Below are 24,569 nucleotides of genomic sequence, written 5' to 3'. Positions count from 1 at the left end.
ACGCCTCAAGCCTCAGGCCAGGCAGCAGTTGCTCTGGTAGCCCAGCACCAGTTCGTCCAGCAGGCCGCGCACGGCCGGCACCAGGCCGCGCCGCGACGGGAACACCGCGTGCACCAGGCGGAATGGGAAGTTCAGCTGCGGCAGTACGCGCTCCAGCAGGCCGCTGTCCAGATCGGCCTGCACCTGCGCCTGCGGCAGCTGGGCCACGCCCAGGCCATCGATGGCGGCCAGCTTCAAGGTCGGCATGTCGTCCGTCACCATGCGCGGCGCGTGCGTGACGCTGACGCTGGCGCCGGCCACGTTGATGAAGTTCCACACGAATTTGTCGCCCGGCCGCGCCATGGCCAGCGTGGGCACGTGCGCCAGGCCGGCCGCGTCCGTGGGGCGCGGCAGCTGTTCGAACAGGCGCGGGCTGGCCACCAGGATGGGTTCGGAGCGCGCCAGCACCCGCACCGCCAGGTCGCTGTCGTCCAGCGGCGGCGTGCGCACCCGCAGCGCGATGTCGATGCCCTCCTCGATCACGTCGACGCGGCGGTTGGTGGCGTCGATGGACACGCGTACCAGCGGATTGGCCGCCAGGTACCTGGAAATGATGCAGCCGACGCCGTTTTGCAGCAGGCCCAGCGGGGCACTGAGGCGCACCAGGCCCTGCGGCGTGGAACGGGTGCGCTCGATGGCGTCGCGCGCGGCCTGCGCCTCGGCGACCACGGCGGCGCAGTGGCGGTAAAAGGTCTGGCCCGCCTCTGTGACGGAAATACGACGCGTGGTGCGGTTCAATAGGCGCACTCCCAGATCTTTTTCCAGGGCAACTATATGCCTGCTGAGACGGGATGCCTGCATGCCCAGCGCCGACGCGGCAGCGCTGTAGCCGCCATGTTCGACAACTTTAGCGAAAAGATACATGTCGTTAAGGTTTTCCGCTGCCATTTCGTCAAGTCCGATTATTCTAATTTTGCAAAAGTGCTTTGCATTATCCCCTCTTCCGCGATGATTGTTGCAGGTATACCCTGCCCGCATTGTTCTATTTATTGCGACCGTCATGAATATCTTGCACATCGATTCAGCTTGCCTGGGCGATAACTCGGCTTCCCGCCAATTGAGCGCCGCCGCCGTCGAGGCGCTGTGCGCGGGCAGCGCGCAAGCCCGCGTGGTCTACCGCGACCTGTCGGCCGCGCCGCTGTCGCACGTGAGCGGGCCGCTGATGCAAGTGATGCGCTCGGAATGGAACGCGGCGCTGCCGATGAACGCCGAACTGAGCGCGGAAGCGCTGCTGACCGAGTCGCTGCTGGCCGAGTTCATGGCAGCCGACGTGCTGGTGCTGGGCGCGCCGATGTTCAACCTGTCGGTGCCGTCCACGCTGAAGGCCTGGCTGGACCGCGTGCTGCAGCAGGGCCGCACCTTCGACGTGGGCCCGGACGGGCGCACCGTGGGGCTGGCGGCCGGCAAGCGCGTGGTGCTGGTGTCCACCCGGGGCGGCCAGCCGCACGAGATGCTGGCCGACCACCAGGAGTCCTACCTGAAGGCGGTGTTCGCCATCATGGGCGTGGCGCAGGTGGACGTGGTGCGCGCCGAGGGCATCGCGCTGGGCGCGGAACTGCGCGCGCAAGCCATCCAGGGCGCGCTACGCCAGGCCGCCGGGCTGCGCGTGGCGGGATAGCGCCGCCGTTGCGACGGGTGCTGCCGCGCGCGGCACTGTTCGCTATAATTTGCCCATGTCAGCCAACACTATCGAGATCAACCGGCAGATGGACAAGTTCGCCGGACACCACAGCGTGTGGGTGTTCGGCTATGGCTCGCTGATCTACAAGGCGGACTTCCCCTACCTGCAGCGGCGCCCGGCCAATATCGCCGGCTGGTCGCGGCGCTTCTGGCAAGGCTCGCACGACCATCGCGGCACGCCCGCCGCGCCGGGCCGGGTGGTCACCATCATCCCCGAGGCCGGCGCCATCTGCCACGGCATGGCTTACCTGATCACGCCGGAAGTGTTCGAGCACCTGGACTACCGGGAAAAGAACGGCTACCTGCGGGTGGCGGTGGAGATGGCGTTCGACGACACCGCGGCGGGTGCCAGCGCAGCCGCCGAGGCGGCCGAAGGCGTGGTGTACGTGGCGCGCGAGGACAACGAAGCCTTCCTGGGCGAAGCGAGCGAAGAGGACATCGCCCGCCACATCGCGCGCTCGGCCGGCCCCAGCGGCCCCAATAGCGATTACCTGACCCACCTCGCCATCGCCCTGCGCGAACTCGGCAAGCACGACGCCCACGTTTTCACCATCGAGCAATACCTGCTGGAGCTCATCGCCAGCAACAAATAAGCTGCGGCAGGCAGCAAGCCGGCGGCAGCGTGAGAATGTGTGCATTTTCCATGTATACAAGCTGCTATTCTCTCTTTACCGGCCGTGCTCGGCCATCTGAGGACGCCGCTATGAAACTGCCTCCCCCGATGTATGGTATTCCGCAATACGGTATTCCGCCACTAACCGTTCACGAGCTCGTGCAAGCGATGCAGTGCATGCCTGTGGGCGTGACGATCATCGACAGCGCCTTGACGATGCGATTCTGGAACGATGCGTTCTGTCACCTGTTGGATTTCACGGCGGACATCATGCGTCCCGGCGTAACGCTGCAGGACTTGTTCTACTTTAACGCCCGGCGCGGAGAGTTCGGGCCCGGCGATCCCGAACGGCAAGTCGAGGAGCGCATTCAACTCAGCAAGCAGTTCCAGCCCCACCATTTCACCCGCACGCGGCCGGACGGCACGGTGCTCGACATCACCGGCAGCGTCATCCACGGCGAAGACGGCGAGGCCCAGGGCTTCGTCACGATCTACCAGAACGTGACGCTGGAACATCAGCACGAGCAGCGCCTGCTGGCCGCCAACCAGGAACTGCGGATTGCCTATGACGACTTGAAGCAGGCGCAAATCGGCTACGCGGAGATGGAAGAGGACCGGCGCCGCTATTACCAGCTGGCCGCGCGCGATCCGCTGACCGGCTTGTTTACGCGCTACTACATGGAAGATGCGGCGGCCCGCATGATCGAATTGCACGAGCGCGAGGAGTCGGCGCGGCTGGCTCTATTGCTGTTCGATATAGACCACTTCAAAGACATCAACGACGCGTGCGGACACCTCAGCGGCGATGCCGTGCTGCGCTGCGTGGGCCAGCTGCTGGGCGAGTTGTCGCGCCGCGTCGATGTGGCGGTACGCTACGGCGGCGACGAATTTGCCATCTTCCAGTCCGGCGTCAGCGACAACGATTGCCTGGCATTCGCCGAACGCTTCCGCAATGCGGTGCAAGAACTTCGCTTCGACGGCAACCTGGCCGGCCGCCGGCTCTCCATCAGCGCCGGCGTCGCCGAGCACCGCATCGGCGAATCCATGAATGACCTGATCGCGCGCGCGGACGCCGCCCTGTACGTGGCAAAGCGCGCCGGCCGCAATTGCTCGCGCAAAGCGCCGTAAGCCGCTCTCTCAGAACAAATCCATCTGCCCCGCCGCGGCTGCGGCCCTGGCTTTGGCGCCCAGCGCAGGGACCACCAGCGGGCGCTTGAACCGGGAGGCGTCGAGCTGGCTGAAGCGGCTGCCGCGCTTTTCCATGCCGAAGCGGCGGATGGCTTTCTCGGCGCGCTGCCGTATCAGGTCGGCCCACACGCCCTCGCCTTTCATGCGCTTGCCGAAATCGCTGTCGTAGTCCTTGCCGCCCCGCATGTCGCGCACGCGGTTCATGACGCGCTGGGCGCGGTCCGGGAAGTGCGCTTCCAGCCATTGCTGGAACAGCGGGTTCACTTCCCACGGCAGCCGCAGCACGATGTAGTTGGCGTGCATGGCGCCCGCTTCGAAGGCCGCTTCCATCACCCGCTCCAGGTCCGGCTCGGTCACGAAGGGGATCACCGGCGCGATGCTGACGCCCACCGGAATGCCGGCCTCGGCCAGCATGCGGATGGTGCGCAGGCGCCGCGCCGGGGCCGCCGCGCGCGGCTCCAGCGTGCGGGCGATGGCCGGGTCCAGCGTGGTGATGGTGATCGCGGCCGAGGCTTGCCCCTTGGCCGCCATGTCCGCCAGCAGGTCGATGTCGCGCTCGATCAGCGACGACTTGGTGATCAGCCCCACCGGATGCCCGCATTCGTGCAGCACCTCCAGCACCCGCCGCGTAATGCGCAGGCTGCGCTCGCAGGGCTGGTAGGCGTCCGTGTTGACGCCCAGCGCGATCGGCTCCGGCACGTAGGACGGCCGCGCCAGCTCCTGCCGCAGCAGCTCGGGCGCGTTCACCTTGGCGAAGATCTTGCTCTCGAAGTCCATGCCGGGCGACAAGCCCAGGTAGCTGTGCGTGGGCCGCGCGAAGCAATAGATGCAGCCGTGCTCGCAACCCCGGTAGGGGTTGAGCGACACGCTGAACGGGATGTCCGGCGAACTGTTGCGCGTGAGAATGGATTTGGCGACTTCGTCCGTGACATGCGTCTTCCACACGCGCGGCTCGCCGCCCTCCTCCCCGTCCCCCTCCTGCTCCCAGCCGTCGTCGAACTGCTCGCGGCCATAGACTTCGTAGCGGCCCTGCAGATTGCTGACCGCGCCGCGCCCTTTCCGCGCGCGCAGCGGCGCCGGCGGCAGCATGGCTTGGCCTTCAAAATCGTCGTCGTCCATGGCTATCTCGATACTGTACGCATATACAGTATTCTATGCCGCATGGCGCATCCGCGCAACAGTGATTATTGGAGAGAATCCGCCGCAAAGCGGCAGCGCATAATCACCAAGGTCACCCGATAATCCGACAGGGAATTCTCATGCTGAAAAACCTGAAGATCGCCACCCGCCTGGGCCTCGGCTTTGGCAGCGTCGTTGTGCTGCTGCTCATTTTGTCCATCATCAGTGTCCAGCGCCTGGGCACCATCAACGAAAGCACCCGCGTCATCTACGAGGAACATTACGCCAAGGTGGTGCTGATCAACGGCGTGCTGACCAACAGCATGGACAATGCGCGCCAGATGCGCAACATCCTGCTCTCCACCAGCGATGCCGAAGTCGACAAGTACCGGCGCCTGGTCGATGCCAACCGCAGCGAAATGACCGACGGCCTGGGCAAGGTGCAGAAGCTGCTGAGCACGGATGCCGGCAAGCAGATGTACAAGGACATCGTCGCCAAGCGCGAGCTGGTGGCCGCCAAGTACGAGCCCTTCTACGCGCTGGTGAAGACCGACCGCAAGGCGGCCATCGAGTTCTTGAAGACCGATTTCGTGCCCACCAACGACGTGTTCTGGGCCGCGCTGGAAGCGCTGGCGAAATCGCAGGGCGAGCTGATGGACAAGGCCGCCCACGACGCCACCGCCACCTATGAATCCACGCGCACGCTGGTGATCGTGCTGGCGGCGGTCGCCATCGTGCTGGCGGTGGGCATTGCCGCCTGGATCACGCTCAGCATCGTGCGCCCGATCCGGCAGGCGGTGCTGGTGGCCGAGCGCCTGGAAGCGGGCGACTTGTCGATTGAAATCAACGACAGCTCCAAGGATGAAACCGGCCAGCTGCTGCGCGCCATGCGCAACCTGGTCGCCAAGCTGAACCAGGTGATCTCGGGCCAGAAGCGGGCCGTGGAAGCGGCCAACAGGGGCAACTTCGACAGCCGCATCGACCTCAACGGGCTGCACGGCTTCCAGAAGGAGCTGGGCGAAGGCCTGAACCAGCTGATGGTGACCACCGGCGCCAGCATAGACGACGTGGTGCGCGTGATGGGCGCGCTGTCGGAAGGCGACCTGAGCAAGACCATCACCAAGTCCTACGAGGGCGCGTTCGACGAGCTGAAGCGCTACGCCAACAACACCGTGGAGAAGCTGGGCCTGGTGATCGACGGCCAGCAGCGCGTGGTGGCGGCGGCCAACCGGGGCGACTTCCAGGCGCGCGTGGAACTGGCCGGGCTGCAGGGCTTCCAGAAGGAGCTGGGCGAAGGCCTGAACCGGCTGATGGTGACCACCGGCGCCAGCATAGACGACGTGGTGCGCGTGATGGGCGCGCTGGCGGACGGTGATCTGAGCAAGACTATCGACAAGCAGTACGAGGGCAGCTTCGCGGAACTGAAGGAATACGCCAACAACACCATGGCCAAGCTGCTGCAGGTGGTGACGGAGGTCAATTCCGGCGCCCAGTCGCTGGCCAGCGCGTCCGAGGAAGTGAGCGCCACGGCGCAGGCGCTGTCGCAGGCTTCCAGCGAGCAGGCCGCCAGCGTGGAGGAAACCAGCGCGTCCATCGAGCAGATGACCTCCTCCATCGCCCAGAACACGGACAACGCCAAGGCCACCGACGGCATGGCGGCCAAGGCCTCGCAGGAAGCGACCGAGGGCGGCGAGGCGGTGGACGCCACCGTGGCGGCGATGAAGCAGATCGCGCGCAAGATCGGCATCATCGACGACATCGCCTACCAGACCAACCTGCTGGCGCTGAACGCGGCCATCGAGGCGGCGCGCGCGGGCGAGCACGGCAAGGGCTTCGCGGTGGTGGCGGCCGAGGTGCGCAAGCTGGCCGAGCGCAGCCAGGTGGCGGCGCAGGAGATCGGCGAAGTGGCCACCAGCAGCGTGGAACTGGCCGAGCGGGCCGGCGTCCTGCTGGAACAGATGGTGCCCAACATTAAGAAGACGTCGGGGCTGGTGCAGGAAATCGCCGCCGCGTCCGAGGAGCAGTCGGCCGGCGTGGCGCAGATCAATTCGGCGGTCAACCAGCTCAGCCAGACCACCCAGCAGAACGCCAGCAGCTCGGAGGAGCTGGCGGCCACCGCCGAGGAAATGAGCAGCCAGGCCGAGCAGCTCCAGCAGACCATGGGCTTCTTCAAGGTCAACGCCGCGCCGCAGCAACAGCGCCGGCAGGCCCAGGCCCAAGCCCCGTCGCCTGCGCGCAAGCCGGCCGCCGTGAAAGTGGTGCGCAACCGGGATGTGTACGCGTCGGCCGCTCCCGCCAGGGAGGAGCTCGACGAGGCCGAGTTCGTCCGCTTCTGAGCGGTTCCGGAACGGCTTTCGCATAACGCGGGGCGGTGCGCCCCTGCGTTGCCACCCTTTTCCGCCCCGCCGCCCCCGCCCGGCAGCGGGGCGGCGCTTCGCCGCCGGGCCGCTAGCTGGTATCATGCGCACTGTTCCAGGTGCCGTGCGCCCGGCGCCGATGCGCCGCGCACGCTATCCGATGTCACCAACACCGCCAGCCCATGGCCGCGCTCCCTGCTGCGGCGGGCTGCTTTTTGACCCGAATCGACCACAACATGACCAATACCAACAACAACCTGCCTTCGCTTGGCGCCCGCATCGCGCTCGCCTTCGGCACCTTCTTCCGCACGCTGTCGGACCCGCAGTTCGCCGCCCGCCTGCAGCGCATCAACTCGCGCGTGGCCGGCGCCACCGCCGCCGCGCCGGCCGCAGCCCCTGCTGCTGCACCTACGGCCGCTCCTACTGCGGCGCCGACGGCCGCGCCCACCGCGCCGCCGGCCCCGGTGATCCTGCGCGAAGCCACGCCGGACGCCGCCCTGCAGCTGCTTAGCCTGCTGCAGCGCGAAGCGCGCCTGATCGACTTCACCCAGGAAAACCTGAGCGCCTACGCGGACGCCGACATCGGCGCCGCCGCGCGCGTGGTGCACGAAGGCTGCGCCAAGGTGCTGCGCGAGCACTTCACCATCGAGCCGGTGCGCGCCGAAGCCGAAGGCACGCGCGTGACGCTGGAAGAAGGTTTCGACGCGGCCGCCGTGCGCCTGACCGGCAACGTGGTGGGCAAGGCCCCGTTCAAGGGCAGCTTGAGCCATCGCGGCTGGCGCGCCACCAGCGTGCGCCTGCCGAAGCTGGCCGAGGCGCATGACGCCAAAGTACTGGCCCCTGCGGAGGTGGAACTGTGAACGACGACCTGAACAACACCCCGCGCTACGCCATCGGCATCGACCTTGGCACCACCCACAGCGCATTGTCCTATGTGGACCTGCAAGCCAGCGACGGCGAGAAAACCGCACAAGCCGTGCTCGGCGTGCCGCAGCTGACCGCGCCCGGCACGGTGGAGGAACTGCCGCTGCTGCCGTCCTTCCTGTACCTGCCGCACCCGGACGAAATGGCGCCGGGCCAGCTGGCGCTGCCATGGCAGGCTGACGGTGAAAGCGAAGCGCCAACCGCCGTGGCCGGCGAAATGGCGCGCAGCCGCGGCGCCACCACGCCGATCCGCCTGGTGTCCAGCGCCAAGAGCTGGCTGTGCCACCCCGGCGTGGACCGCCGCGCCGCCATCCTGCCGAACGATGCGCCGGAAGAAGTGACGCGCGTATCGCCGCTGGAAGCGTCCACCCGCTACCTGTCGCACCTGCGCCAGGCGTGGGACGCGGCGCACCCGGACGCGCCGTTCACGCAGCAAGCCGTCACTGTCACCATCCCGGCCTCGTTCGACCCGGCCGCGCGCGAGCTGACGGCCGACGCGGCCAAGGCCGCAGGCTACGAGGCGCTGACCCTGCTGGAAGAGCCGCAGGCGGCGCTGTACAGCTGGATCCAGGGCAGCGAAGGCCGCTGGCGCAAGGAAGTCAAACCCGGCGACATCATCCTGGTGGTGGACGTGGGCGGCGGCACCAGCGACTTCTCGCTGATCGCCGTGCTGGAGCGCGACGGCGTGCTGGAACCGCACCGCGTGGCCGTGGGCGACCATATCCTGCTGGGCGGCGACAATATGGACCTGGCGCTGGCACACCTGGTGGCGCGCAAGCTGGCCGCCAACGGCACCCAGCTGGACGCGTGGCAGCTGCGGGCGCTCACCTACGGCTGCCGCGCCGCCAAGGAAGCCCTGCTGGCCGACGCCAGCGTGGAGAGCTGGCCTATCGTGGTGCCGAGCCGCGGCTCGAAACTGATCGGCGGCTCGATCCGCACCGAACTGACGCGCGCCGAAGTGACGACGTTCATCCTGGACGGCTTCTTCCCGCAGGTGGAAGCATCGGCCCGCCCTGCCGTGCGCACCCGCGCCGGCCTGACGCAGCTTGGCCTGCCGTATGCGCAGGACGCCGCCGTCACGCGCCACCTGGCGTCCTTCCTGGCGCGCCAGCTGGGCGCCACCAGCGAGCTGCAAGGCTACGAAGGCAAGCAGAGCGCCGACGCGACGTTCCTGCATCCGACCGCCGTGCTGTTCAACGGCGGCGTGTTCAAGTCCGAACTGCTGGCCAAGCGCGTGATGGACACCATCAACGACTGGCTGTACCTGGAAGGCTCCGAGCCGGCCCGCATGCTGAGCGGCGCGGATCTGGACCTGGCCGTGGCGCGCGGCGCCGCCTACTACAGCTACGTGCGGCGCGGCAGCGGCGTGCGCATTCGCGGCGGCACGGCGCGCTCCTATTACGTGGCGGTGGAGTCGTCGATGCCGGCCATCCCGGGCATGGAACCGCCGATCCAGGCGCTGTGCGTGGCGCCGTTCGGCATGGAGGAAGGCAGCGAGATGGAACTGCCGGGCCAGGAGTTCGGCCTGGTGGTCGGCGAGCCGGTGGACTTCCGCTTCTTCGGCTCGTCCACCCGCCGCCAGGACCAGATCGGCGACATGCTGGACTTCTGGGGCCCTGAAGAACTGCAGGAGCTGAACGCCATCCAGATGACGCTGTCGCCGGAAGGCCGCCAGCCGGGCGACGTGGTGCAGGTGCGCCTGCACGCGCAGGCCACCGAATCGGGCACGCTGGAGCTGCTGGCCGTCTCCAACGACAATGGCCAGCGCTGGAAAGTGGAGTTCGACGTGCGCTCGGGCGCCAGCGAGTAACGCCGCCGCATGAAGCAATACCTCGTCAGCATCGACCTCGGCACCACCAACACGGTGCTGGCCTACGCCGGCCCCGGCTCGGACGACGTCAAGCTATTCGACATCGACCAGCTGGTGGCGCCGGGCGAGGTGGGCACGGCGGCGCTGCTGCCGTCGCTGCGCTACCACCCGGCCGAAGGCGAGCTGGCGGCGGGCGAGCTGCAACTGCCGTGGCGCCTGCCGGACGTGGCGGGCGTGGCGGAAGTGGCGGGCGGGCGCCTGGCGCGCAAGCTGGGCGCGCAGGTGCCGGGACGGCTGGTGGCCAGCGCCAAGAGCTGGCTGTCGCATTCCAATGTGGACCGCATGGCGGCCATTTTGCCGTGGGGCGCGGCGGCCGACGTGGCCAAGGTGTCGCCGGTGGCGGCCAGCGCCGGCTACCTGGCGCATTTGCGCGCGGCGTGGAACCAGCGCTTCCCCAAGCACCCGCTGGAACAGCAGCAGATCGTGCTGACGATACCGGCGTCCTTCGACGAGGGCGCGCGCGCGCTCACGCTGGAAGCGGCGCGCATGGCCGGCTTGCCCAAGCTGCGCCTGCTGGAAGAGCCGCAGGCGGCTTTCTACGACTGGCTGTACCGGCACCGCGCCACCCTGGCGCAGGATCTGGCGCAAACGCGGCTGGTGCTGGTGTGCGACGTGGGCGGCGGCACCACGGACTTCAGTCTGATCAAGGTGGAACTGCCCGCCGGCGGCGGCGACCCCGTGCTGACGCGCATCGGCGTGGGCAACCACCTGATACTCGGCGGCGACAATATGGACCTGGCGCTGGCGCGGCTGGTGGAGGCGCGGCTGGCCGGCGGGGACGCGGACGGCGGCGCCGCCACGCGGCTGTCGGCGGCGCGCATGGCGCAGCTGACGGAGCGCTGCCGCGCCGCCAAGGAACAGTTGCTGGCGACCGATGCGCCGGACAGCGTGGCCGTCACCATGCTGGGCGCGGGCTCCAGGCTGATCGGCGGTTCGCGTTCGGTGGAGCTGACGCGCGAGGAAGTCGAGCGCATGGTGGTGGACGGCTTCTTCCCGATGGGCGGCGCGCACGAGGAGGCCAGGCGCACGCGCGGCGGCATCGTGGAGTTCGGCCTACCCTACGCCAGCGACGCCGCCATCACGCGCCACCTGTCCAGCTTCCTGCACCAGCACGCGGCCGCCGCGCGCGAGGCGCTCGGCATGGACGACGCGCGCGGCGATGCGTCGCTGCCGGTGCCTGACACGCTGCTGCTGAACGGCGGCGTGTTCCGCGCCGACGCGCTGGCGAAGCGGCTGGAGACCACGCTGTCCGCCTGGCGCGGCGCGCCGGTGCAGGTTCTGCATAACGACAATCCGGACGTGGCGGTGGCGCGCGGCGGCGTGGCCTACGCCATCGGCAAGCAAGGCCGCGCGCCCACCATCGGCGGCGGCTCCCCGCGCTCCTACTTCCTGCTGCTCGACGGCGACACGGCCAACGCCCGCGGCGCGGCCGCAGCGCCCGAAGCCGACGCCGGAGCCGAATCCGCGCAGCGCCCCCGCCCAGGCCGCCGCGCGGTCTGCATCCTGCCGCGCGGCGCCGAAACCGGCAGCGAAGTACGCCTTGCCGAACGCACCTTCGCGCTGCGCCTGGGCCGGCCGGTGCGCTTCCACATCGTTTCCTCGACCGCCGACGCGGGCGCCGCGCCGCGCGCCGGCGAACTGGTGGAACTCGACCCGTCTTCCTATGTGCGCCTGCCGCCCATCGCCACCGTGCTGCGCGACAGCGGCGACGCGGCCGCCCGCAAGGAGATCCCGGTGCAGCTGGCCGCCTCGCTGAGCGAAGTAGGCACGCTGGAGGTGCACTGCGTGGCCAACGAAGGCGGCAAGCCGCAACGCTGGCTGCTCGAATTCCAGCTGCGCGGCCACGGCGCCCCCTCGGCCGAAGACGGCGCCGACGAAATCATCCTGCCGCCGCGCTACAAGGACGCGCTGGAGAAAATCGACCGCATCTTCGGCAGCCGCGCGCAGCAGGTGGACAGCAAGGAAGTGCGCCAGCTGGGCCGCCAGCTCGACCATCTGCTGGGCGCGCGCGAGTCCTGGCCCACGCCGCTGCTGCGCCATCTGTTCGACGCGCTGCTGCAGCGCGCCAAGGGCCGCCGCCGCTCGGCCGAACACGAACGCGCCTGGCTCAACCTGGCCGGCTACTGCCTGCGCCCCGGCTTCGGCCACGCGCTGGACGAATGGCGCATCGAACAGCTGTGGGCCATGTTCGACAGCGGCCTGCAGTACCACAAGGACAGCCAGGCCTGCTCGGAGTGGTGGACCTTGTGGCGCCGCGTGTCCGGCGGGCTGGACGCCACCCAGCAACTGCGCCTGCTGGACGATTTCGCCTTCAACCTGCAAGCCGACGAACAGGAACGCGGCCGCCGGCCCGTCACGCTGGTAAACGGCAGCGAGGAAGACATGCTGCGCCTGGGCGCGTCGCTGGAACGCATACCGTCCGCCTACAAGGGCGAGATCGGCGAATGGCTGCTGGGCCAGGTGCGGCAGCTCGCCACGGCGTCGGCCGCCAAAGCCGACAAGGCCGACGCGGCGCTGGGCCGCTTCCTGTGGGCGCTGGGCCGCGTCGGTTCGCGCCAGCCCTTCCACGGCAGCGCGCACGACGTGGCGCCGGCCGAGGCGGTTGAGCAGTGGCTGGCGGTGCTGCTCACGCTGGACTGGAAGAAGGTGGAGCCGGCCGGCTTCGCCGCCGCCCACCTGGCGCGCATGACGGGCGACCGCACGCGCGACATCAGCGAAGAATTGCGCGCGCAGATCCTGCAGCGCATGGAAGCGACGCGCGCCCCGGCAGCCTGGAGCGCCATGGTGCGCGAAGTGGTGCAGCTCGACCAGGCCATGGAGAAGCGCATGCTGGGCGAGGCGCTGCCGCCGGGGCTGAAGCTGCTCAGTTAGTCCCCCTGCCCGGCCCGCGCATAGCCCTGCTGCTGCGCCACGAAGCCGTCGAACGCCGCGATCAGCGGCGCGAACTTTTCCTCGTCGTTTTCCAGCTGGGCCAGCGCATACGCGGTGGCCTCCAGCGTGGACAGCTGGTCCGGCGCGTGCGCCTTGCGGATCAGGTAATGCGACGCCGGCACACCGCGCAGCGGCAGGCGGGGCAAGCGCTGCAAGGCGGGGTTCAGATACAGCATCTTGCGGCTTTTGCGCCAGGTGGCGTCCAGCACCACCAGCCGCAGGGCGGACGGCTCGCACGCCCAGGCAGGATCGAACGGCGGCGGGGGGGCGATTCCCATGGAGGCGTCGCCCGGCGTGTCCGGGTACAGCAGCAGCGGACGGCGCGCACCGGCCAGCAGCGCATCCAGCCGTTCCGGCGCGAACGCCTCGCCCACTTCCAGGCGGCTGCCAGGCAGGCACAGATGCAGCAGCCGCGCGCTGTTCTTGGCGTTCGCCACTTCCATCGGATGCTGCAGAATCAGCACTTCAGCGGCGCTGGCCAGCGGCGCAATCCAACGGCAAATGCAACTGGATTGCGGCCGCAGGCAGGCCGCGCACATGGGACGTTTGTTTGATAGGGACATGCGCGATTGTAGCGCATGCCCCTGGCGGCTAAGGCAAGCCTAAGTCAGGCGCGCCATTTCGCGCCCGGCCACCGCGCGCCGCGCAGGCCGGCCCGGCAACGCCGCGCCGGACGCGGAGCCCATCTGCTGCTCCGACAGCTTGAACACGCTGACCGACTGCGCCAGCTGCGCCGACTGCTCCTGCATGGCCGCTGCCGCAGCGGCGGCCTGCTCCACCAGCGCCGCGTTCTGCTGCGTCACCTGGTCCATCTGGGTGATGGCGAAGTTCACCTGCTCGATGCCGGCGCGCTGCTCTTCGCTGGCGTCCGCGATCTCGGTCATGATGCCGGACACCTTGGAAATGCTGGCGACGATGTCGCCCATGGTGCGGCCCGCCTTGTCCACCAGACCGGTGCCGGCCTCCACCTGGTGCACGGAGGTGTCGATCAGCTGCTTGATCTCCTTGGCGGCCGAGGCGGAGCGCTGCGCCAGGGTGCGCACTTCGGACGCCACCACGGCAAAGCCGCGCCCCTGCTCGCCGGCGCGCGCCGCTTCCACCGCCGCGTTCAGCGCCAGGATGTTGGTCTGGAAGGCGATGCCGTCGATCACGCTGATGATGTCGACGATCTTGCGCGACGAATCGTTGATCGATCCCATCGTCGCCACCACTTCCGACACCACCACGCCGCCATGGCTGGCGATCTCGGACGCGTTCACCGCCAGCTGGCAAGCCTGGCGCGCGTTCTCGGCGTTGATCTTGACGGTGGCCGTCAGCTGCTCCATCGAGGACGCGGTCTCCTCCAGCGAGCTGGCCTGCTCCTCGGTGCGGGCTGACAGGTCGAGGTTGCCCGCCGCGATTTCGCTGGACGCCTCGGCCATGTTGTCGGTGCCGCCGCGCACCTGGCCGACAATGTTGACCAGGTTGGAGTTCATATTCTTCAGCGCGTGCATCAGCTGGCCCGTCTCGTCCTTCGACTGCACCACGATATCGCTGGTCAGGTCGCCCGACGACACCGACTCGGCCACCTTCACCGCTTCGCTGATCGGCCGCGTGATGGTATGCGTGATGTACCAGGCGAAGCCCACGCCCAGCGCCACGGCGGCCACGCCCAGTATGATGAGCATGTTGCGGCCGCTCTCGTAGCCTTGCCGGATTTTCGCCGCCATCTCGTCGAGCTGGCGCTTCTGCGTGTCGGCCAGCTTTTGCAGCGCGGCCAGGTAGACGATGCGGTTGCGCTCCATGTCCTGCTCGAAGATGCGCTTGCCCAGCTCCAGGTCGCCGTCCGCCTTGGCCTTGAAGACGACCTTGCGCGCGTCCACGTAGGCCTTGCGCGCCGCCAGGATGGCCGCGTGTTCGGCCTTGCCGTCCGGGTCCTGCAGGATGGTGCCGAGCGCGTCCTGCAGCTCGGTGGCGCGCCCCGAAGCTTGCGCCATCTGCTGCTCGAAGCCCTTCTGGTCGCCCGCGTCCTGCACTTTCCAGGCGGCGGTGGTGCGGGCGGCATTCACTTCCACCACCTTCTGCCACTCGGCCACCATGCGCTCCACCCGCACATGGTCCTGCAGCAGCGCGTCGGTCATGGCGCTGGCCTGCTGCATGCGCACGATGCCGACCAGGGTCAGTGCGGTCAGCAGCAACAGCACCACGGTGAACGCCAGTCCCAGCCTGACGCCGATTTTCAGGTTCTTCATCCCAGTCTCCTCGTGCCGAGTTTTGGCGCTTTTTTATCAGTCTGAGCGCATTTCTATTGGAATGCAACAATTAACTGAAAGCAATTTTTTCAAGGAAAAACTGGACAAAGCCGGTAATCAGGCTGCCGGCGGGGCCGTTCCCAGCAATTCGTCCATCTGCGCGATGGCGCCGGGTTCCTTCAGCACGGCGCGCAGCCACAGGTGCAGCGGCAATTCGCCCCAGCCGGCCGCCTTCTCGGCCAGGTAGGCTACCGGGCTATGCGGCTCGGTGCGGCGGAAGAATTCCGCCACTTGCCGCAGTTGGGCCAGCGCCTGCGCGCGGTTCTGCGGCGGGCCGCCCTGGGCGCGGCGCCCCCCGGCCAGGGCTGCGGCGTCCGCGCCGCCCGGCATGCCGCCATCCGCCGGCGCGCCATCGATACACTGCGCGCCCTCGTCCGCGCCGGCAGGCGTGGCCAGCGGCTCGATGAAGCCGATGGCGTTCAGCAGCGCTTCGCGCGCGGCGCCGAAGCCCGGCCCGTCCGCCCCCAGCTGCGCATCCATCGCGTGCTCCAGTTCCTGCAGGGACGCCAGGCAGTAGCGCGCGTCGGCCAGCAAACCGTCGTTGAACTGCGGCGAGTTGCGGCGCCGCTCCGCATCCAGCTCGGCCAGGCCCGGCCCTTCCGCCAGCGCCACGGCCGGCGTGCCCCAGCCGGCATTGTCGGCGGCGGCGGCGCTGGCCGCGTTCAGGCGCTGGCGCGCCGCGTCGAAGCTGCCCATGGAGACGGCGCCGCTTTCCGTCACGGCGATCTCCTTCACCAGCTGCGGGGTGCGCGTCAGCAGCCAGTACAGATTGCCCACGCGCGGCCCGGTGTCGCCGTCCTCGATGGCGGGATGCAGGCCGTCCCAGTAGCGCCGGCACAGGCCGGCCAGCAGCGCGTAGCCGTCACCCAGGCCGCGGAAGCCGCGCGTCCTGGCGTGCGCCTCCGCCAGCCACGCGGCCAGCCGCAGGTCCTTGCTGCGGCCTTCGATCAGCGCGGCGCAGCGCGAGGCCACGAAGGGCCAGTCGGCCTCTTTCAGCGCCGTCACCCACGCGCCCTGGTCCAGGGTGGGGTCGTCCGCCAGGCGCGCCTTGACGATTTCGTCCACTTCGCTGCTGAAGGAAATGTCTTCGCCGCAGGCTTGCGGCCCGCCGATGGGCTGCAGCAGTTGCGCGAGATTGAACACAGGCGTCAACATGGGTGCTCTCCTTTACTTGATGGTGTATTTGAACTGGCCCTGGCGGCTGGCGCCGGCCTTGATGCTGGCGATGGCCACGCCGTCGGCCATGCGCGCCAGCACCGCCTCCGCAATCGCCGGCAGCAGGGTGCCGTTCAGGATGCGGTCCACGTTGCGGGCGCCGGAGTCGACTTCCGTGCAGCGCGCCAGCACCGCCTCGACCACCGCGTGGTCGTAGCTGAATTCGGCCTTGTGGCTGGCGCGGATGCGCTGCGCGATGCGTTCCAGCTTGAGCCCGATAATGCGCGCCAGCGCCTCGTCGGTGATCGGGTAGAACGGCACCAGCTGCATGCGCCCCAGGAAGGCGGGCTTGAAGTGCTTCATCAGCTGCGGCCTGGCCAGCAGCTCCAGCTCCTCCGGCGCGGGGCGTTCGGCAAGCGGCTTGTTCAGGCAGGCCTGCATGATGGCGGCCGACGCCACGTTGGAGGTGGCGATGATGATGGTGTTGCGGAAGTCGATCTCGCGCCCTTCCGCGTCGTCCAGCACGCCCTTGTCGAACACCTGGAAGAACAGCTCGGCCACGTCCGGGTGGGCCTTCTCTATTTCATCGAGCAGCACCACGCTGTAGGGCGCGCGCCGCACCGCCTCGGTCAGCACGCCGCCCTCGCCATAGCCCACGTAGCCGGGCGGCGAGCCTTTCAGGCCGGAGACGCTGTGCGCTTCCTGGTATTCGCTCATGTTGATGGTGATGAGCTTGCGCTCGCCGCCGTACAGCAGGTCGGCCAGGGCCAGCGCCATCTCGGTCTTGCCCACGCCGGACGGGCCGGTGAACAGGAACACGCCCTTGGGCTTGTCCGGGTCGTCCAGGTTGGCGCGCGCGGTGCGCACGCGCTGCGCCACGGCCGCCACGGCGTGCTGCTGGCCGAGGATGCGCGCCCGCAGCGCCTCCTCCAGTTTCTGCACCGCGCGGATCTCGTCGCGCACCATTTTGCCGAGCGGGATGCCGGTCCAGGCGGACACGATGCAGGCCACCGTGTTGGCGTCCACCTGCTGCGGCACCATCGGTTCGCTGCCCTGCAGCGCAAGCAGTTCCTGCTCCAGCGCCGCCATGGTGACGCCGCCGCCCACCGGCGGATAGCTGTTGCGCTGCACTTCCATGGCCGCGTGCAGGGCCTTCTCGCGTTCCCAGCGCTCGCTGTGCTTGCGGTATTCCAGCTGCAGCGTTTCGCGCGCCACGCGCAGCTCGCGCAGGCGCGCGCCGTGCCGGCCGTCCTTGCCCCCGTCCGCGTCCTCGCGCTCCAGCGCGGCGATCTCGTAGCCGATGCGCTCCACGCGCCGCTGCGCCTGCTCCACCAGCTGCGGTGCCGCGCTCTGGCCCAGCGCCACGCGGGCACAGGCGGTATCGAGCACGCTGACCGCCTTGTCCGGCAACTGGCGGCCGCTGATGTAGCGGTGCGACAGGCTGACCGCCGCCACCACGGCGTCGTCGTTGATGCGGATGTTGAAGTGTTTCTCCATCAGCGGCGCCACGGCGCGCAGCATGGCGCACGCGATGTCCTCGGCCGGCTCCTCCACCTTCACCACCTGGAAGCGGCGCGCCAGCGCGGCGTCCTTTTCGAAGTACTTCTTGTACTCGCTCCAGGTGGTGGCCGCGATGGTGCGCAGCTCGCCGCGCGCCAGCGCCGGCTTGAGCAGGTTGGCCGCGTCGTTCTGGCCGGCCTGGCCGCCGGCGCCTATCATGGTGTGGGCCTCGTCGATGAACAGCACGATGGCGTGCGGGCTTTTGCGCACTTCCTCGATGACGTTCCTGAGCCGGTTCTCGAATTCGCCCTTGACGCTGGCGCCGGCCTGCAGCAGGCCCATGTCCAGCGCGCGGATCTCCACGCCGCGCAGCACCTCGGGCACATCGCCCGCCGCGATGCGCAGCGCCAGGCCTTCCACCACGGCGGTCTTGCCCACGCCGGCCTCGCCGGTGAGGATGGGATTGTTCTGGCGCCGCCGCATCAGAATGTCCATCGCCTGGCGGATTTCCAGTTCGCGCCCGATCACGGGATCGAGCTTGCCGTCGCGCGCCTGCTGCGTCAGGCTGGTGGTGTACTGGTCCAGCGCGGGCGTCTTCCCGCCCGGCTGCCGGAGCGGATCGCCGCCGTCCGCCGCCGGCGCGGCGTCGCGGGCCTGCTCCTCCTGCGAGCCGCGGGTGTACTTCTCCATATTGTGCTTGAGCTCATCCACCGGGAAGCGCGCGAACAGCCTGGAGCCGCGCGCGGCCAGCTGGGCCAGGTCCGGCTCGGTGAGCAATGCCAGCAGCAGATGGCCGCTGCGGATCAGGTCCGGCTGCGGCAGCGACAGCGAGGAAATCAGCCAGGCGTGCTCCAGCAGCGCCGGCAGGTGCCGGGAAAACACCGGCGTGCGCGCGCTGCCGTTCTTGAAGCGGGCGATCTCGTTGCGCAGGTCGCCGTCCAGCGCCTCCAGGCTGATGCCGCACTTGCGCGCGATCAGCACGAAGTCGCTCTGCTCCTGTTCCAGCAGCGCCAGGAACAGGTGTTCGATGTCGACTTCGTACTGTCCCAGGCCGACGCAGATGCTGGCGGCGCGGGTGGCGGCCAGGCGCGTGGTGTCGTTCAGTTTTGCGATCAGGGTTTTCAAGTTGATGCTCATGCCTGTGCTCCGCTGTGGTGGATGGCGTAGTGCAGCGTGGACGGCTGCAGCACGGCGTCGAAATTGACGGGTTCGAATACGGGAAAGACCGCCAGCACGCCGCTGATGACGAAGTTGACGCGGTTGACGCTGCCGGCCTGCTGTTCGATGCGCGCCTGCACCTGCCGCAGGCGCGGCTCGTGGCGCTCGATGGCCGCCTTCAGGCTGGCGCAGATGCGGGCCCGGTCTTCGCTGCTGCTCAGGCACATGCCGGCGAAGTCGACCAGGCCGTAATTGACGATGGAGGCGGCGCATTCGGGGTAGCCTTCCAGCAGCGCCTCCGGCAGCGCGGCGCGCGTGTTCAGCAAGTCTTCCAGGTCGCGCGCGACGGCGTCTTTCAGCTGTCCGGCCGTCAGGCCCGCCGTTGCCTGGCCGCGCGCCCCCGTCAGGCGGTCCATCAGGCCGGGAACAAAACCGTTCATGGCTGCTCCTCTCAAAAAATATACCGCAGCGGTTTCCACTGCGGCATGCTGCGCACTAAGGCATCAGGCGATGCGGTTGGCGGACAGGTCCCAGCCGCCGGAGGTGTTGCCGCCGGCGCCGCCGCTGATCTTCTGCTGCGTGTATTTCCAGCGCACCTTGGAGAACTTGAACCCCACTTCCTCGGTGAGGATGTCGCCCTCCTCCACCGCCGGCGCCACCGCGCCGATCAGCACGTTCTCGATCTCGATCTCGAAGTACTTCACGCGCTCGCCCTGCGCGTCGGCCCGCATGAACTCGAACTTGGCCTTGGGGATGGTGCGGCCGGCCGCGCAGGTCTGCAGCAGGATGGGCGAGGCCAGGTCGGCCAGCTTGGAGATGACGATGTCGCGGTGCTCGCAACGCTCGGCCGTGTGGCCGCCGCCGGTGGAGGCGGTGGCGGACTTGGGCTGCTCCACGCCGAAGTTGACCGATTTGCATTCGATCCAGTCCTTGTGGCGGTCATCCGCCGATTCGCCCTTGATGCCATCAATGTACAGATAGACGTCGATTGCCATTGCATGCTCCTAGGTTAGGTTTAGTAGTTGGTCGATTGCGGCAGCTCCGCGACCAGTCGGAGGGAAACGGAGAGTTCGTCGAGCTGGAAGTGCGGACGCAGGAAGGACACGGCGCGGTACACGCCGGGCCGCCCCGGCACCTCGTGCACCTGCACCGACGCTTCGCGCAGCGGGAAGCGGGCTTTCTGGTCCTGGCTGGCGTTATCGTCCAGCAGCACATACTTCATCAGCCAGCGGTTGAGGAAGTCCTCGACGCTGGAGGCGGCCGCGAAGCTGCCCACCTTGTCGCGCATCATGGCCTTCATGTAGTGGGCGATGCGCGAGACGGCGAAGATGTACTGCAGCTGCGACGACAGCACGGCGTTGGCGTTGGCGGCCTCCGAGCTGTACTTGCGCGCTTTCTGCGCCGACTGGGCGCCGAAGAAGGCCGCGTAGGCGGTGTTCTTGCAGTGCACCAGCGAGATGAACCCGAGGTCGCTCAGCTCCTTCTCGCGGCGGTCGGTGATCGCCACTTCGGTCGGGCACTTGAGCGCCACTTCGCCCTCGTCGGTCTTGAAGGTGTGGGTCGGCAGATCGTCCACCAGGCCGCCGCCCTCCACGCCGCGGATGGCGGCGCACCAGCCGTATTCGCCGAACGCCTTGGTCAGCTTGGCGCCGAAGGCGTAGGCGGCGTTGCACCACAGGTATTTGTGGTGGTCGGTGCCGTCCACTTCCTCCACGAAGTTGAAGCCCTCCACCGTGTTGCCGTCCACCGGGTTGAACGGCAGGCGGCCCAGGAAGCGCGGCAGCGTCAGGCCGACATAGCGCGAATCCTCCGATTCGCGGAAGGCTTTCCACTTGGCGTATTCCACCGTGTCGAACACCTTGGCCAGATCGCGCGGCTTGCCCAGCTCCCCATAGCTTTCCAGCCCGAACAGCTCGGGCGAAGCGGCGCTGACGAAGGGCGCGTGCGCGGCCGCCGCCACGTGCGACATCTGCTCGACGAAGTACATGTCCTCCGGCTGGCGCGAAATCTCGAAGTCGCCCAGCAGGGCGGCGTACGGCGCGCCGCCGAAGGTGCCGAATTCTTCCTCGTAGACCTTCTTGAACATGGTGCTCTGGTCGAACTCCAGCGCGCTCTGGAAGTCCTTTACCAGTTCGCGCTTGGTGGCGTTGAGCATGCGGATCTTCAGGTTCTGGCCGGTGGCCGAATTCTTCACCAGGTAGTGCAGGCCGGTCCAGCTCTGCTCCAGCTTCTGGAACGCGGGCGCATGCATGATGGCGCTGAGCTGGCGGGAGATCATGGCGTCCAGTTCCGCCACGCGCGCATCCAGCGTGCCGCTCAGGTTGTGCGACACCGGCATGCTGCCTTCCAGCACCTGGCTCACCAGTTCGGCGATGATGTCCTTGGCGCGCTCGTGCTCCACGCTGGACTTGGCCACCTTGCTCTGCTCGACGATCTCGTCGAGCAGGCTGGCGGCTTGCCCGGCGTCCGCAGACGCGGGTTGCAACTGCTGCAGTTGTGCCGGCATGTCACTCCCCCTTTGCCGCTGGCGGCGCCAGGCTGTTGAGCTGGTCCGTGTTGTTCAGCACATTGGTCAGCATGTCTTCCAGGCGGTCGTTGCCGGCCAGCTTGTTGCGCAGATCGGCCAGCTTGCTGCGCGCGTCCAGCAGGCGGCTGAGCGGCTGCACCTGGCGCACCACGGATTCCGGCCGGAAGTCGGCCATCGAGCGGAATTGCAGCTCGACCGGGAACTCGCCGCCGGCGGGATCATCGGTCAATTCGTTGGCCACCTGGAAGCGCGCCACCGGCGCCACGCCGGCCAGCACTTCATCGAAATTGTCGCCGTCGATGTTGATGAACTTGCGGTCCTTCAGGCGTTTCTGCCCGGCCTCGGCGTTGCCGCCGAAATCGCCCACCACGCCAACCACGAAGGGCAGTTCCTTGTTTTCCATGGCGTCGCCGATCTCGACGTCATAGCTCATCTGCACGCGCGGTGCGCGCACCTTGCCCAGCCGTTTCTGGACGCTGTCGCCACTGGCCATCTTGGTTCTCCTTCAGGGTTATTTGAGCGCGCCGAAGGGGTCGGCGGCGGAGGTTGAAGACACGGCAGGCTTGGCCGGCGCGCGCTGGGGGCGCTGCGGCTTCGGCGCGGCGGCCGGCGGCACCAGCACCTCCTCGCCGATGCTGGTGCGCAGCACGCGCGCCAGATCCCTGGCCTCGGTGCGCAGCGAACCGCTCAGGTTGTTCTGCTGGCTCAGGTCCGCCAGCGCCTTGGTGGACAGGCGCAAGCCGCTGACGGCGATGATGCTGTTGCCCACCTGGTCGCCGGGGTCGCGCTGCAAAGCTTCCTGCGCGTGCAGGATGGCTTCGCCGTAGCTGGCGCGGTCGAACTTCATCTGCGCCATCGACAGCCACGGCGACTTCTCGGCCGGGTAGCTGCTGGCGGCGCTGCGCAGCAGGCTCAGTGCCTTGTCCTGCTGGCCGGAAGCGGCCGCACGCCCGGCTTCCGCCAAGGCGCTGTCCAGGGTGGCGGCGGCTGCCCTCTCGGGCCGCGCGAGCGGCGCGTCGGTAGCGCAGCCGGACAGCAGCAGCGCGCATGCAAGACTGGGGAAAACTATTCCGTGCTTCATGGTGGTCTCCTTCGGTGCGGGTGGAGGCCATTATTGAGTCAGGAAATACAACAGCGGTTGCGATTCCGCAAGCCCCGCGCTTGCCCGCGCGCCGCAGCGGTTCGCTGCTTGCGCCGCCTCAAACACGCGCATGCGGCGCTTGGCTTTAATGGACGAACGCCAAGCCCGCCAAGCGCAAAAAGGAAGCCCCATGAAGCAAACCGCAGCAGTGACCGTCGCAGCCCTCGTCCTTTCCGGCTGCGCCGCCGGCACCATCGCCGGCGGCGCCATGGAACTGGCCGGGCTGCGCAAGCCGCCCGAGCTTCCCGAACTCCAGAAGCCCCCGCGCCAGGTAGCGATCCGGCTGCATGCGGGCGGCAACCTGAACGCCGGCGGCGACGGGCAGCCGCTGGCGCTGTCGGCCCGCATCTACAAGCTGCGCCAGAGCGCCGCGTTCGAGCGCGCCGGCTACCACGGCTTCCTGAATGCGCACACCGAACGCGAACTGCTGGGAGCGGACCTGGTGGAGGTGAAGGAGGTGCAGCTGATACCCGGCCAGCGCTACGAGGCAATGGAAAGCGTGGGCCGCGAAGCCTCGCACATCGGCGTGGTGGCGCTGTTCCGCAAGCCGGCGCCGCAGCGCTGGCGCGCCGCATTTGCCGCCGACGACGCGGAAAAGACCGGCATCACCATCGGCCTGCATGCCTGCGCGCTCAGCGTGCAAGGCCAGTCCCTGGCCGGCACCCGCTGCCAGCCCTGAACCTCACCCGGAAGAACGACGAAGGAGAACGTATGAACAAGGAGAGCCTATGAACACGGCCGCGAAGGTACTTTGGGGCGAGGGCCTGTTCCTGCGCCCGCAGCACTTCCAGCAGCAGGACCGCTACCACGAAGCGCGTTTGCAGCTCACCGCGCAGGCGCTGCAGCCCTACCTGTGGGGTGTGCTGTCTGTGGAATGGGACACGGCGGCGCTGCAGGCCAACATCCTGCGGCTGCATGCGCTGTCGGCCATCTTCCGCGACGGCGAATTGAGCGACGCCCCCGCCAGCGATCCGCTGCCGCCGGCGGTGGACCTGGGCGCGCTGCCGCCCAGCGTGCAGGAAGTGACCTACTACGCCGCCCTGCCCTCGCTGGCGCCGGACGGCAGCAACTGCGCGCCGCCCGGCGCCCGGCAGCACGGCGCGCGCTACGCGCAGGGGGAACGCACCACGGCGGACATCTACACCCAGGCGGCGCCGGCCGAGTTGAGCTATCTGCGCAAGGCGGTGCGGCTGGTGTCGGACCAGGAACCGCGCGGCGGCTACGAATGCTTTCCGCTGATACGGCTGCGCCGCATCGTCTCCGGCGGTTTCGAGCCCGATCCCTCCTTCATTCCGCCCAGCCTGTCGGTGGCGGCCGCGCCGCGCCTGAAGATCCAGCTGGAGCAGCTGATGGACGCGCTGCAGGCCAAAGTCAACGCGCTGCAGGGCCACATGCGGGAGCCGAGCCGCAACGTGATCGAGTTCCGCTCCGGCGACGTGTCGGCCTTCTGGCTGCTGCACACCGTGAGCACCGCCAGCGCCACGCTGATGCACTACCTGCGCCATCCGGCGCTGCATCCCGAGCGCCTGTTCGAAGCCATGCTGGGTCTGGCCGGCGCGCTGATGACTTACTCCAAGGCCTACACGCTGGCCAGCCTGCCGTCCTACCTGCACGAGCAGCCCGGCCCCTGCTTCGCGCAGCTGGACGGCATCGTGCGCGAGCTGCTGGACACCGTCATCTCGGCGCGCTACTTTTCCATCGCGCTGGCCGAGGAAAAGCCCTGCTACCACCGGGGCAAACTGGACTCGGGCAAGATCGACCACAAGACCACGCTCTACCTGGCCATCGGCGCGGCCATGCCGGCGCTGGAGCTGGTGGAAGTGGCACCGCTGCGCATCAAGGCCGGCGCGCCGGACGACGTGGAACAGTGCGTGCTGTCCGCCATGCCGGGCGTGAAGCTATCGCACGCGCCGCAGGTGCCGGCCGCCATCCCGGTGCGGCCGGACACCTGCTACTTCATCCTCGAGAACAAAGGCGTGCTGTATGAGCAGATGCTGAAAGCGCAGTCGATCTCCATCTACGTCCCGGCCGGCATCCGCGAGCTGCGCCTGGAACTGATCGCGGTGACGGCATGAG

20 protein-coding genes are annotated in these 24,569 nt (G+C 68.3%); 9 read left to right on the top strand and 11 right to left on the bottom strand.

Translation table 11 applies throughout. The features are described 5' to 3' along the window. Positions 1-12: 12 nt before the first annotated feature. Positions 13-903 (bottom strand): LysR substrate-binding domain-containing protein, encoded by an 891-nt coding sequence (locus AC56DV_RS19845; RefSeq protein ID WP_496315958.1) that lies wholly within the window; start codon positions 901-903, stop codon positions 13-15. Positions 904-1,039: 136 nt separating this feature from the next. Between AC56DV_RS19845 and AC56DV_RS19840 the strand changes: the two genes are divergently transcribed. The 3 genes from AC56DV_RS19840 (at position 1,040) to AC56DV_RS19830 (ending at position 3,460) form a co-directional block, all read left to right on the top strand. Then, entirely contained in the window at positions 1,040-1,657 is a 618-nt protein-coding gene (locus AC56DV_RS19840) for an FMN-dependent NADH-azoreductase (protein ID WP_496315957.1), read from the top strand. Between the two features lie 55 nt (positions 1,658-1,712). Further along, a complete protein-coding gene (locus AC56DV_RS19835) occupies positions 1,713-2,312 on the top strand; it encodes a gamma-glutamylcyclotransferase (RefSeq protein ID WP_496315956.1) in 600 nt (199 codons plus the stop codon). Positions 2,313-2,422: 110 nt separating this feature from the next. Continuing rightward, positions 2,423-3,460 (top strand): sensor domain-containing diguanylate cyclase, encoded by a 1,038-nt coding sequence (locus AC56DV_RS19830; protein WP_496315955.1) that lies wholly within the window; start codon positions 2,423-2,425, stop codon positions 3,458-3,460. A 9-nt stretch (positions 3,461-3,469) separates the two neighbouring features. Here AC56DV_RS19830 and AC56DV_RS19825 read toward each other — a convergent pair whose 3' ends face one another. Next, entirely contained in the window at positions 3,470-4,639 is a 1,170-nt protein-coding gene (locus AC56DV_RS19825; protein WP_496315954.1) for a PA0069 family radical SAM protein, read from the bottom strand. A gap of 140 nt (positions 4,640-4,779) precedes the next feature. Here AC56DV_RS19825 and AC56DV_RS19820 point away from each other — a divergent pair, with 140 nt between their 5' ends. The 4 genes from AC56DV_RS19820 to AC56DV_RS19805 all read left to right on the top strand — a co-directional run bounded on the left by AC56DV_RS19820 (position 4,780) and on the right by AC56DV_RS19805 (position 12,661). Beyond that, on the top strand, positions 4,780-6,975 hold the full coding sequence (locus tag AC56DV_RS19820; RefSeq protein ID WP_496315953.1) for a methyl-accepting chemotaxis protein: 2,196 nt from the start codon (positions 4,780-4,782) through the stop codon (positions 6,973-6,975). Between the two features lie 257 nt (positions 6,976-7,232). Beyond that, positions 7,233-7,856 carry a DUF2760 domain-containing protein gene (locus AC56DV_RS19815; RefSeq protein ID WP_496315952.1) on the top strand — a complete coding sequence of 208 codons (624 nt, stop codon included), beginning with the start codon at positions 7,233-7,235 and terminating at the stop codon, positions 7,854-7,856. Next, positions 7,853-9,730 (top strand): Hsp70 family protein, encoded by a 1,878-nt coding sequence (locus tag AC56DV_RS19810; protein ID WP_496315951.1) that lies wholly within the window; start codon positions 7,853-7,855, stop codon positions 9,728-9,730. Before AC56DV_RS19815 ends, AC56DV_RS19810 begins: the two co-directional genes overlap by 4 nt. Positions 9,731-9,739: 9 nt before the next feature. Next, positions 9,740-12,661, top strand: coding sequence for an Hsp70 family protein (locus AC56DV_RS19805; RefSeq protein WP_496315950.1), 2,922 nt, complete (start codon positions 9,740-9,742; stop codon positions 12,659-12,661). Here AC56DV_RS19805 and AC56DV_RS19800 read toward each other — a convergent pair. The 9 genes from AC56DV_RS19800 to AC56DV_RS19760 all read right to left on the bottom strand — a co-directional run bounded on the left by AC56DV_RS19800 (position 12,658) and on the right by AC56DV_RS19760 (position 22,433). Next, positions 12,658-13,284 carry a tRNA-uridine aminocarboxypropyltransferase gene (locus tag AC56DV_RS19800; RefSeq protein ID WP_496315949.1) on the bottom strand — a complete coding sequence of 209 codons (627 nt, stop codon included), beginning with the start codon at positions 13,282-13,284 and terminating at the stop codon, positions 12,658-12,660. The genes AC56DV_RS19805 and AC56DV_RS19800 overlap by 4 nt on opposite strands. A gap of 39 nt (positions 13,285-13,323) precedes the next feature. After that, positions 13,324-14,952: a methyl-accepting chemotaxis protein gene (locus tag AC56DV_RS19795; protein WP_496315948.1), complete on the bottom strand. Its 1,629-nt coding sequence runs from the start codon at positions 14,950-14,952 to the stop codon at positions 13,324-13,326. 117 nt (positions 14,953-15,069) lie between these two features. Continuing rightward, entirely contained in the window at positions 15,070-16,167 is a 1,098-nt protein-coding gene (gene tssA, locus AC56DV_RS19790) for a type VI secretion system protein TssA (RefSeq protein WP_496315947.1), read from the bottom strand. Between the two features lie 12 nt (positions 16,168-16,179). Beyond that, positions 16,180-18,804 (bottom strand): type VI secretion system ATPase TssH, encoded by a 2,625-nt coding sequence (gene tssH, locus AC56DV_RS19785; RefSeq protein WP_496315946.1) that lies wholly within the window; start codon positions 18,802-18,804, stop codon positions 16,180-16,182. Next, on the bottom strand, positions 18,801-19,265 hold the full coding sequence (gene tssE / locus AC56DV_RS19780) for a type VI secretion system baseplate subunit TssE (protein WP_496315945.1): 465 nt from the start codon (positions 19,263-19,265) through the stop codon (positions 18,801-18,803). Before tssE ends, tssH begins: the two co-directional genes overlap by 4 nt. A 63-nt stretch (positions 19,266-19,328) precedes the next feature. After that, a complete protein-coding gene (locus AC56DV_RS19775; protein WP_056405272.1) occupies positions 19,329-19,820 on the bottom strand; it encodes an Hcp family type VI secretion system effector in 492 nt (163 codons plus the stop codon). 20 nt (positions 19,821-19,840) lie between these two features. Further along, a complete protein-coding gene (gene tssC, locus AC56DV_RS19770; RefSeq protein ID WP_496315944.1) occupies positions 19,841-21,331 on the bottom strand; it encodes a type VI secretion system contractile sheath large subunit in 1,491 nt (496 codons plus the stop codon). Between the two features lies 1 nt (position 21,332). Continuing rightward, complete coding sequence (gene tssB, locus AC56DV_RS19765; protein ID WP_496315943.1) at positions 21,333-21,845, bottom strand: type VI secretion system contractile sheath small subunit; 513 nt, start codon at positions 21,843-21,845, stop codon at positions 21,333-21,335. 18 nt (positions 21,846-21,863) lie between these two features. Beyond that, positions 21,864-22,433, bottom strand: a complete 570-nt coding sequence (locus AC56DV_RS19760) for a tetratricopeptide repeat protein (protein WP_496315942.1) — start codon at positions 22,431-22,433, stop codon at positions 21,864-21,866. 190 nt (positions 22,434-22,623) lie between these two features. Between AC56DV_RS19760 and tssJ the strand changes: the two genes are divergently transcribed. Further along, positions 22,624-23,172 carry a type VI secretion system lipoprotein TssJ gene (gene tssJ / locus AC56DV_RS19755; RefSeq protein ID WP_496315941.1) on the top strand — a complete coding sequence of 183 codons (549 nt, stop codon included), beginning with the start codon at positions 22,624-22,626 and terminating at the stop codon, positions 23,170-23,172. Positions 23,173-23,221: 49 nt separating this feature from the next. Further along, the gene (gene tssK, locus AC56DV_RS19750) at positions 23,222-24,568 is read left to right on the top strand and encodes a type VI secretion system baseplate subunit TssK (protein WP_496315940.1); all 1,347 of its coding nucleotides are present in this window, start codon (positions 23,222-23,224) and stop codon (positions 24,566-24,568) included. Position 24,569: the final 1 nt, after the last annotated feature.

The organism is Massilia sp. BGA-UO-ETr-WB1 (assembly GCF_059567845.1).
The sequence above is the reverse complement of the archived record's forward strand: the minus strand, read 5'-3'. Positions and strand labels throughout refer to the sequence as shown.

What these genes read in the sequence shown, in the direction of transcription:
- AC56DV_RS19845 (WP_496315958.1), bottom strand. Translation starts at nt 903, where the DNA reads ATGTATCTTTTCGCTAAAGTTGTCGAACATGGCGGCTACAGCGCTGCC.
- AC56DV_RS19840 (WP_496315957.1), top strand. Translation starts at nt 1,040, where the DNA reads ATGAATATCTTGCACATCGATTCAGCTTGCCTGGGCGATAACTCGGCT.
- AC56DV_RS19835 (WP_496315956.1), top strand. Translation starts at nt 1,713, where the DNA reads ATGTCAGCCAACACTATCGAGATCAACCGGCAGATGGACAAGTTCGCC.
- AC56DV_RS19830 (WP_496315955.1), top strand. Translation starts at nt 2,423, where the DNA reads ATGAAACTGCCTCCCCCGATGTATGGTATTCCGCAATACGGTATTCCG.
- AC56DV_RS19825 (WP_496315954.1), bottom strand. Translation starts at nt 4,639, where the DNA reads ATGGACGACGACGATTTTGAAGGCCAAGCCATGCTGCCGCCGGCGCCG.
- AC56DV_RS19820 (WP_496315953.1), top strand. Translation starts at nt 4,780, where the DNA reads ATGCTGAAAAACCTGAAGATCGCCACCCGCCTGGGCCTCGGCTTTGGC.
- AC56DV_RS19815 (WP_496315952.1), top strand. Translation starts at nt 7,233, where the DNA reads ATGACCAATACCAACAACAACCTGCCTTCGCTTGGCGCCCGCATCGCG.
- AC56DV_RS19805 (WP_496315950.1), top strand. Translation starts at nt 9,740, where the DNA reads ATGAAGCAATACCTCGTCAGCATCGACCTCGGCACCACCAACACGGTG.
- AC56DV_RS19800 (WP_496315949.1), bottom strand. Translation starts at nt 13,284, where the DNA reads ATGTCCCTATCAAACAAACGTCCCATGTGCGCGGCCTGCCTGCGGCCG.
- AC56DV_RS19795 (WP_496315948.1), bottom strand. Translation starts at nt 14,952, where the DNA reads ATGAAGAACCTGAAAATCGGCGTCAGGCTGGGACTGGCGTTCACCGTG.
- tssA (WP_496315947.1), bottom strand. Translation starts at nt 16,167, where the DNA reads ATGTTGACGCCTGTGTTCAATCTCGCGCAACTGCTGCAGCCCATCGGC.
- tssH (WP_496315946.1), bottom strand. Translation starts at nt 18,804, where the DNA reads ATGAGCATCAACTTGAAAACCCTGATCGCAAAACTGAACGACACCACG.
- tssE (WP_496315945.1), bottom strand. Translation starts at nt 19,265, where the DNA reads ATGAACGGTTTTGTTCCCGGCCTGATGGACCGCCTGACGGGGGCGCGC.
- AC56DV_RS19775 (WP_056405272.1), bottom strand. Translation starts at nt 19,820, where the DNA reads ATGGCAATCGACGTCTATCTGTACATTGATGGCATCAAGGGCGAATCG.
- tssC (WP_496315944.1), bottom strand. Translation starts at nt 21,331, where the DNA reads ATGCCGGCACAACTGCAGCAGTTGCAACCCGCGTCTGCGGACGCCGGG.
- tssB (WP_496315943.1), bottom strand. Translation starts at nt 21,845, where the DNA reads ATGGCCAGTGGCGACAGCGTCCAGAAACGGCTGGGCAAGGTGCGCGCA.
- AC56DV_RS19760 (WP_496315942.1), bottom strand. Translation starts at nt 22,433, where the DNA reads ATGAAGCACGGAATAGTTTTCCCCAGTCTTGCATGCGCGCTGCTGCTG.
- tssJ (WP_496315941.1), top strand. Translation starts at nt 22,624, where the DNA reads ATGAAGCAAACCGCAGCAGTGACCGTCGCAGCCCTCGTCCTTTCCGGC.
- tssK (WP_496315940.1), top strand. Translation starts at nt 23,222, where the DNA reads ATGAACACGGCCGCGAAGGTACTTTGGGGCGAGGGCCTGTTCCTGCGC.